General features: G+C 49.0%; 9 protein-coding genes. 2 read left to right on the top strand and 7 right to left on the bottom strand.

From position 1 onward, the window contains the following. The 6 genes from ACTHUE_RS09000 to ACTHUE_RS08975 all read right to left on the bottom strand — a co-directional run. Window positions 1–353, bottom strand: a 353-nt coding sequence (locus ACTHUE_RS09000) for an NAD(P)/FAD-dependent oxidoreductase (RefSeq protein WP_440423314.1), incomplete at its 3' end; no start/stop codon positions are given. A 132-nt stretch (window positions 354–485) separates the two neighbouring features. Further along, window positions 486–923 (bottom strand): ExbD/TolR family protein, encoded by a 438-nt coding sequence (locus tag ACTHUE_RS08995; protein ID WP_049344497.1) that lies wholly within the window; start codon window positions 921–923, stop codon window positions 486–488. A gap of 3 nt (window positions 924–926) precedes the next feature. Further along, complete coding sequence (locus ACTHUE_RS08990; RefSeq protein ID WP_049332314.1) at window positions 927–1,586, bottom strand: MotA/TolQ/ExbB proton channel family protein; 660 nt, start codon at window positions 1,584–1,586, stop codon at window positions 927–929. Between the two features lie 102 nt (window positions 1,587–1,688). Beyond that, window positions 1,689–2,618, bottom strand: a complete 930-nt coding sequence (locus ACTHUE_RS08985; protein ID WP_049344498.1) for an energy transducer TonB — start codon at window positions 2,616–2,618, stop codon at window positions 1,689–1,691. 340 nt (window positions 2,619–2,958) lie between these two features. Further along, window positions 2,959–3,855: a tyrosine recombinase XerC gene (locus ACTHUE_RS08980; protein ID WP_070625055.1), complete on the bottom strand. Its 897-nt coding sequence runs from the start codon at window positions 3,853–3,855 to the stop codon at window positions 2,959–2,961. A gap of 1 nt (window position 3,856) precedes the next feature. Further along, window positions 3,857–4,285 carry an acyl-CoA thioesterase gene (locus tag ACTHUE_RS08975; RefSeq protein WP_070588022.1) on the bottom strand — a complete coding sequence of 143 codons (429 nt, stop codon included), beginning with the start codon at window positions 4,283–4,285 and terminating at the stop codon, window positions 3,857–3,859. Window positions 4,286–4,435: 150 nt separating this feature from the next. Between ACTHUE_RS08975 and fba the strand changes: the two genes are divergently transcribed. Further along, a complete protein-coding gene (fba, locus tag ACTHUE_RS08970) occupies window positions 4,436–5,500 on the top strand; it encodes a class II fructose-bisphosphate aldolase (protein ID WP_003686828.1) in 1,065 nt (354 codons plus the stop codon). Between the two features lie 128 nt (window positions 5,501–5,628). Next, window positions 5,629–6,558, top strand: coding sequence for a glycosyltransferase family 2 protein (locus ACTHUE_RS08965; RefSeq protein WP_004518819.1), 930 nt, complete (start codon window positions 5,629–5,631; stop codon window positions 6,556–6,558). Between the two features lie 64 nt (window positions 6,559–6,622). Here the strand turns inward: ACTHUE_RS08965 and ACTHUE_RS08960 are convergent. Then, the coding region (locus ACTHUE_RS08960) for a formate--tetrahydrofolate ligase (RefSeq protein WP_440423313.1) at window positions 6,623–6,984 on the bottom strand (362 nt) is incomplete at its 5' end.

Below are 6,984 nucleotides of genomic sequence, written 5' to 3'. Positions count from 1 at the left end.
CCCAAGCTGGCAATATAGTTCGCATGGTTGTCGAAATTCGGGGTAACCGGCAAGTTGAAGGCTTTTTTCTCGGTCAGGAACAAAACCCTGTCCTTCGTCACTGTACGCGTCAGCGGCGCGCCTTTTTCTTTCCAATCAGGAATCAACTCATTCAAAGAAATCGGATCGATGATGGCACCGGCTAGCGAGTGCGCACCGGCCTCCGAACCCTTCTCCACCACGCAAACGCTGATTTCGCGTCCATTCTTTTCGGCAAGCTGCTTGAGTTTGATGGCGGCAGACAAACCCGACGGGCCTGCGCCGACAATCACGACATCGTATTGCATACTGTCGCGCTCGATGGTTTCTGTCATAGTGGTTCCTGTATTGTCATTATTCAATTTAATCCGCTAATTATACAGCCTGGACATATAGTTACCAAATACAACAAAAGGCCGTCTGAAACTTTACTCAAATTTCAGACGGCCTTTACTGTATTCAAAAGATTACTGCGCTTTGGTTTCCGTTACAAAACCGATTTTGCTGATACCGGCTTCGCGCGCCGCTTGCAGGGCTTGGTTGACATAATCGTATTCAACCGCTTTATCCGCCGCAATCGCCACAATCACATCTTCGTTTTTCGCTTTGGCTTCTTTCAGCTTGGCAGTTACCGTTGCCAAATCCACTTTGTTATCCGAATCTCCGCCAACAACATAAGCACCATTGGCATCAATGCTCAAACGCAAAGGATCTTTAGGCTGCTGCTTATCCTCTTTCGCCGCTTTTTCCGAAGCAGTCGGCAACTCCAAAGGAATCGAGTGGGTCAGCACCGGCATGGTAATCATAAATACAATCAGCAACACCAGCATCACGTCCACCAAAGGTGTAACGTTGATATCCGACATCGGCGCATCATCGCCAGAATTCATTGATCCGAAAGCCATGATTTAATCCTTTTGATTCAGAAGGCGGACATGCAGGTCATGTGCAAATGCGTCCATATCTTGCGCGATGGTTTTTGTACCGCGATTGAGGAAGTTGTATGCCAATACAGCCGGAATCGCTACAAACAGGCCGACGGCAGTCGATACCAAAGCCTCACCAATCGGACCGGCTACCGCAGCAATGCTCATTTGACCGCTTTCGCTGATGCCGATCAGGGCATGGTAAATACCCCAAACAGTACCCAACAGGCCGATAAACGGAGCGGTTGCGCCGATGGAGGCCAACGCGGTCATGCCATAGTCGAACTGACGCATGGTTTGTGACATGCTGTTGCGGATGTGAACGACCAAGTATTCATTCAAAGGCAATTCGTCAATCAGCGATTTGCTTGTCGTTTGACGGTAGTTTTGGTATGCGCGCAGAGACTCATCGGCAACATTGCTCATCGGTGCTTCTACCGCTTTGGCTTTTTGTACGGCATCAGCCAGCGTAAACGCATTCAACATCAACTCTTTTACCTGAGCATTGCCTTTTTTCGCTTTGCGGTATTTGATGCAGCGAATCACAATGACACTCCAAGTCACCACACTCATCAACAACATCAGGACAAATACACCAATCAGTACCACATCACCTGATTTGAAAACTAAACTTAAATCCATAATTTTTCCAAGTTAAAAATAAAATTAAAATTTCTATCGGGTCATTTAAAAATATTCCCCAACAGCATATATTTTCCAATCAATCAGCTTAGTCCTAGATACTTATTCAAGCGTGAATTTGACAGGTACTTTAAATTCAGTCCAAACGCTTGCATGACAGCTACCATCTTTAACGGCTTTACGCGCTGCATTATCCAGACGACTATAACCACTTGATTTATTCACACTAATTGAATCCACTTTACCGCCGGGACCAACCAAGACTTTCAAAACAACCAAGCCCTCTTCGCCATTTTCAGTGGACAGTGAAGGATACGGAGGTCTCGGAATATGGCAGGTTCCTTTTGCCGGATTGCCTTTACTGCTGCCGGCACCTGTACCGCTGCCACCACCTCCGCCACCGGTACCGGAACCATGTTCGCCTTTCGCACCGCCGCTACCGGATCCGCCGCCTTCGCCACGGCCGCTGCCTGTACCTTTCGTACCGCCGCCGTTGCCTTTTCCTTCTCCACTCAAGGCTTTGCCTTCGCCGTTGCCTTTACCGTTTTCAGCAGTGTTCGGCCCGGTTTTGCTGCCTGAGTATTCAGATGCTTTAGGAGATGGTTTAGGTTCTGCCTTCGGCTCTGGTTTTGGTTCAGGTTTTGGCTCGGGCTTCGGCTCAGGTTTGGGTTCCGGCTTAGGCTCGGGCTTAGGTTTCTCGATAGGTTTCGGTTTTTCCTTTTGCTGCACGATATCCGCTTTTTCTTTTTTCGTTACCACAGGTTTGATAACAGGTTTGGGCGGTTCGACAGGCTTAGGTTTGGGTTTCGGCTTGGGTTTCGGTTGTTCTGGAGTAGGCTCGGGGGCTGCAGGTGCGCCTTCGCCCTCAGGACTACCGTCGCCACCGCCGAAATCGCCTAAATCGACAAATTCAATATTCGCCATTTCGACAGGAGGCGGTTTGTGCGCGTGCCATAAAAGTGCAACCAAGCCGACGTGAATCAACGCAACGGAAGTCACGACGGCTGGAGTTAAAATTCGTTTTTTATCCATAATTCCGTTATGTTAATAGCAACAATTCCCGTTTGCAAGTCGTTTTACAGTCAAAATAAGCATTAATGCTTATAGAGAAAGTTTATAGACCTGCTGTTTTAAAGGCTGCATATCATAATATGATATTAGCTCTCATTACTAATATTATCAAACAAAAGGTCGTTTTAAAAGATAAACGGTAAGACAAAACAGCCTATTCTTCCGGCGTTTATGCTATCCGCACATTAAACCAATATCGAAACCTCATCAGACCGATCAAAATTCAAATGGTTTCAAATCATCTGTATAAAACATCAGGCCGTCTGAAAACATTCTTTCAGACGGCCTGATTCAAACAAAATCATTTTTTCCGTTTCGCCCTTGGGTGCGCCTCATCATAAACGCGCGCCAAATGGTCAAAGTCCAGCTTTGTATAAACTTGCGTAGCGGAAAGGTTGCTGTGACCCAACAATTCCTGTACGGCGCGGATATCGCCCGATGCCTGCAAAAGATGGGTTGCATAGCTGTGGCGCATCATGTGCGGCGAGATATGGCTGGCGCTGCCCACGCGCACTGCCCACGCCTGCAGGCGTTTTTGAATTTGACGTTGCCCCAGCCTGCCGCCGTTCTTATTAGTAAACAAGGCCTGCTCGCCCTCTTTGGCAATACGCACTGCCAAATAATCACGCAATGCCGCAATGCTCTTGCCCACCAAAGGCACTTGCCGCTGCTTGCCGCCTTTACCCTTCACACTGACCCAGCCTTCGTCCAAAACGATACCGTCCAGATTCAAACCTTGTATCTCGCTCAGGCGCAAACCGCTACCATACATCAATTCAAACATGGCCTTATCGCGCACGTCCAATTCGTCATCAACAGGCGCATGGTCAAGGATATGGTTTAAAGGTTCTTGCGGTAGTGCTTTAGGCAAGCGTTCGGGCAGGCGCGGCGCTTTCATATTAAATGTCGGATCGCTTTCCATGACTTCTATCTGCACCAGCCAACTGCAATACTGCCGCCATACCGACAATTTCCGCGCCAAGCTGCTTTCGCTCAAGCCCTTTTGCGACAGCTTTTTCAATACCGCCACAAAATCACGGCGCGTCGGCAGACCGTTTTCCAGATTATCGGGCAATAGGCGCATCAATTCACTCAAATCGCGCCGATAAGCGGAAACGGTATGCTCCGACTTGCCTTGTTGCAGCAAGGTTTTCAGATAGCGTTCAAGATGAAGCGCAAAATTATTTGATTCCGCCATTTCAGACGGCCTCCAATGCTGCTTTCAAGGCCGAAGGCAGACGGCAGACGCGTTGTTTGCCATAATCAAAACACACCATGCCTGTCTGTACTTTCGCCAGCACAAGGCCGTCTGAAATCCTGCGGATACGGTACAACAAAGAAAAGCCCACACCGGCCATGCCTGCCGCCCCCATTTCTACCGACAGCTCATCGCCATGATGACCTTGCGCCAAATACTGCACCGCCGCATCCGCCATAATCAGGCCTGCCCCTCCAGCATCCATTTCGCTCCAACCCAGCTTCGCCAACCAACGCATCCGCACTTCATGGCACAAACGCAACACAGCATCGTTCGCCAAATGGCCGCCATAGTTCACATCGCCCACCTGCACCGTCAAGGCCGTCTGAAACAAAGGCTTATCACACTTGGCCACCGAAATCCTATCCATTTTGCACACCCGTTTTCAATACCACGCCATTATAAACCGAGACCCTGTTCGTTAATATATAAAAACAATGTAGCAGCTTGTAGTTTTTCATTTCAAAAAACATTATAATTTATCGGATAAATTTACCCTTCACTACTTCAGGAGCTTCTCATGGCACTCGTATCCATGCGCCAATTATTGGACCATGCTGCCGAAAACAGCTACGGTCTGCCCGCATTCAACGTTAACAACCTCGAACAGATGCGCGCCATCATGGAGGCGGCCGACCAAGTCAACGCCCCCGTTATCGTTCAAGCATCCGCAGGCGCACGCAAATACGCAGGTGCCCCATTCCTGCGCCATCTGATTTTGGCCGCAGTTGAAGAATTCCCGCACATCCCTGTCGTAATGCACCAAGACCACGGCGCATCTCCTGATGTGTGCCAACGCTCCATCCAACTGGGCTTCTCCTCTGTGATGATGGACGGCTCGCTGATGGAAGACGGCAAAACCCCTTCTTCTTACGAATACAACGTCAACGCCACCCGTACCGTCGTTAACTTCTCCCACGCTTGCGGCGTGTCCGTCGAAGGCGAAATCGGCGTATTGGGCAACCTCGAAACCGGAGAAGCCGGCGAAGAAGACGGCGTCGGCGCAGTGGGCAAACTTTCCCACGACCAAATGCTGACCAGCGTCGAAGATGCCGTACGTTTCGTTAAAGATACCGGCGTTGACGCATTGGCTATTGCCGTCGGTACCAGCCACGGTGCATACAAATTCACCCGTCCGCCCACAGGCGACGTATTGCGTATCGACCGCATCAAAGAAATCCACCAAGCCCTGCCCAACACCCACATCGTGATGCACGGTTCCAGCTCCGTTCCGCAAGAATGGCTGAAAGTCATCAACGAACACGGCGGCAAAATTGGTGAAACCTACGGCGTACCTGTAGAAGAAATCGTCGAAGGCATCAAACACGGCGTGCGCAAAGTCAACATCGATACCGACTTGCGCCTCGCCTCTACCGGTGCCATCCGCCGCTTCATGGCAGAAAACCCATCCGAATTCGACCCGCGCAAATACTTGAGCAAAACCGTCGAAGCCATGAAACAAATCTGTCTTGACCGCTACCTCGCATTCGGTTGCGAAGGCCAAGCCGACAAAATCAAACCGATTTCTTTGGAAAAAATGGCAACCAAATACGCCAAAGGCGAATTGAACCAAATCGTTAAATAATCCGTATCTCGGATTCACACTAAGGCCGTCTGAAAACTTGAAAATAAGGTTTCAGACGGCCTTAGCTTTTGGGAAATTTATAGTAAAATCTTCCACCGACTACACATCAAAACACATCGAAAGCAAACATGAAACTCGCCGTTATTTTGCCGGCCTATTGTGCCGAAGCTTATTTGCCCGAATGCTTGGATTCGGTATTGAATCAAACATTCCGTGACTTTTTCGTCATCGCCATCAACGATGCTTCAACAGACAAAACCGGCGAAATCCTCGAGGCTTACGCAGCTAAAGATTCACGTTTGCAGGTTTTCCACCTTCCGGAAAACAGGGGCGAGCCGTTTGCCTGCCAATTTGCCATGGATATGCTCAAAGACGTAAAGGTCGAATATGTGGCACGAATGGACGCAGACGATATTTGCGCCTTGGATCGTTTTGAAAAACAGATTCAGTTTTTAGACAGCCATCCCGAAATCGATATTGTCGGCAGCCAAGCCACCATCTTTTTCGACGACCAAACCGGAAGAGAACCCGTTTTAAGCGACCTCCCCCTGCTCGACAAAGACATTAAAGCCTTTCTCTCCTTTGCCGCCCAAAACATGTTCAACCCCACCACCATGTGGCGGCACGATAGCATTAAAAACCTTGGGATAAACTACACCGCGACAGAAACCGCTCCCGATTTCCATATGTGGGTACAATGCGCCCTACATGGCAAAACCTTTGCCAACCTGCCCGAGTCTTTGTTGTCATACAGGATACACACAAATCAAGAAAGCAAAAAAAGAGACAAAATCAACAGATCCGTCCAATACACCATGGAGTTGTGGATCAGTCATCTCTTCCCTGATTTGAACGCGACGGAAGTAACGCTCTTAAGCCGCATCTTGTACGAAAAGCAACTGCGCTTGACCACCGAAGAGCTGAAAACCATTTTTGCCGCGTATGACAGAATCAGTAAGGACCGCAGCATTTCTTTGTTTGGCGAAGACCGCAATACGATGTTCGACATGATAGACAATTTCTTCAATTTCTTAAAAAGCCGGTTGAAATTCACTTAAATTATAAAAGGCCGTCTGAAACCTCGTTTCAGACGGCCTTTATCTATTTCAAAATCAATCTAAATCAGAACAAGCCATGAATCACGCCGTCTGCATCCACATCGATTTTCTCGGCAGCTGGAACTTTCGGCAGACCCGGCATCTTCATCATGTTGCCGCACAGCGCAACGATGAAGCCCGCACCGGAAGAAACGGTAATACCGCGCACGGTAATGCGGAAGCCTTCAGGGCAGCCCAAGAGTTTGGCGTTGTCGCTCAAAGAATATTGGGTTTTCGCCATGCAGACCGGCATTTTGTCCAAGCCCAGTTTTTCCAGTGAAGCGATTTCGGCAGACGCTTCTGCGCTGAAATCGACATCTTCCGCGCCGTACACTTTTTGGGCAATCGCACGGATTTTGTCTTTAATGCTCAACTCAACATCGTAGG

The sequence above is a fragment of the Neisseria sp. P0021.S005 genome (assembly GCF_051956955.1).
Note: the sequence above shows the minus strand (reverse complement) of the source record. Positions and strands in the feature narration are given on the sequence as shown.

Excerpts from the sequence above, each read along its gene's own strand:
- ACTHUE_RS08995 (WP_049344497.1), bottom strand. The coding sequence starts at position 923 with ATGGCTTTCGGATCAATGAATTCTGGCGATGATGCGCCGATGTCGGAT.
- ACTHUE_RS08990 (WP_049332314.1), bottom strand. The coding sequence starts at position 1,586 with ATGGATTTAAGTTTAGTTTTCAAATCAGGTGATGTGGTACTGATTGGT.
- ACTHUE_RS08985 (WP_049344498.1), bottom strand. The coding sequence starts at position 2,618 with ATGGATAAAAAACGAATTTTAACTCCAGCCGTCGTGACTTCCGTTGCG.
- ACTHUE_RS08980 (WP_070625055.1), bottom strand. The coding sequence starts at position 3,855 with ATGGCGGAATCAAATAATTTTGCGCTTCATCTTGAACGCTATCTGAAA.
- ACTHUE_RS08975 (WP_070588022.1), bottom strand. The coding sequence starts at position 4,285 with ATGGATAGGATTTCGGTGGCCAAGTGTGATAAGCCTTTGTTTCAGACG.
- fba (WP_003686828.1), top strand. The coding sequence starts at position 4,436 with ATGGCACTCGTATCCATGCGCCAATTATTGGACCATGCTGCCGAAAAC.
- ACTHUE_RS08965 (WP_004518819.1), top strand. The coding sequence starts at position 5,629 with ATGAAACTCGCCGTTATTTTGCCGGCCTATTGTGCCGAAGCTTATTTG.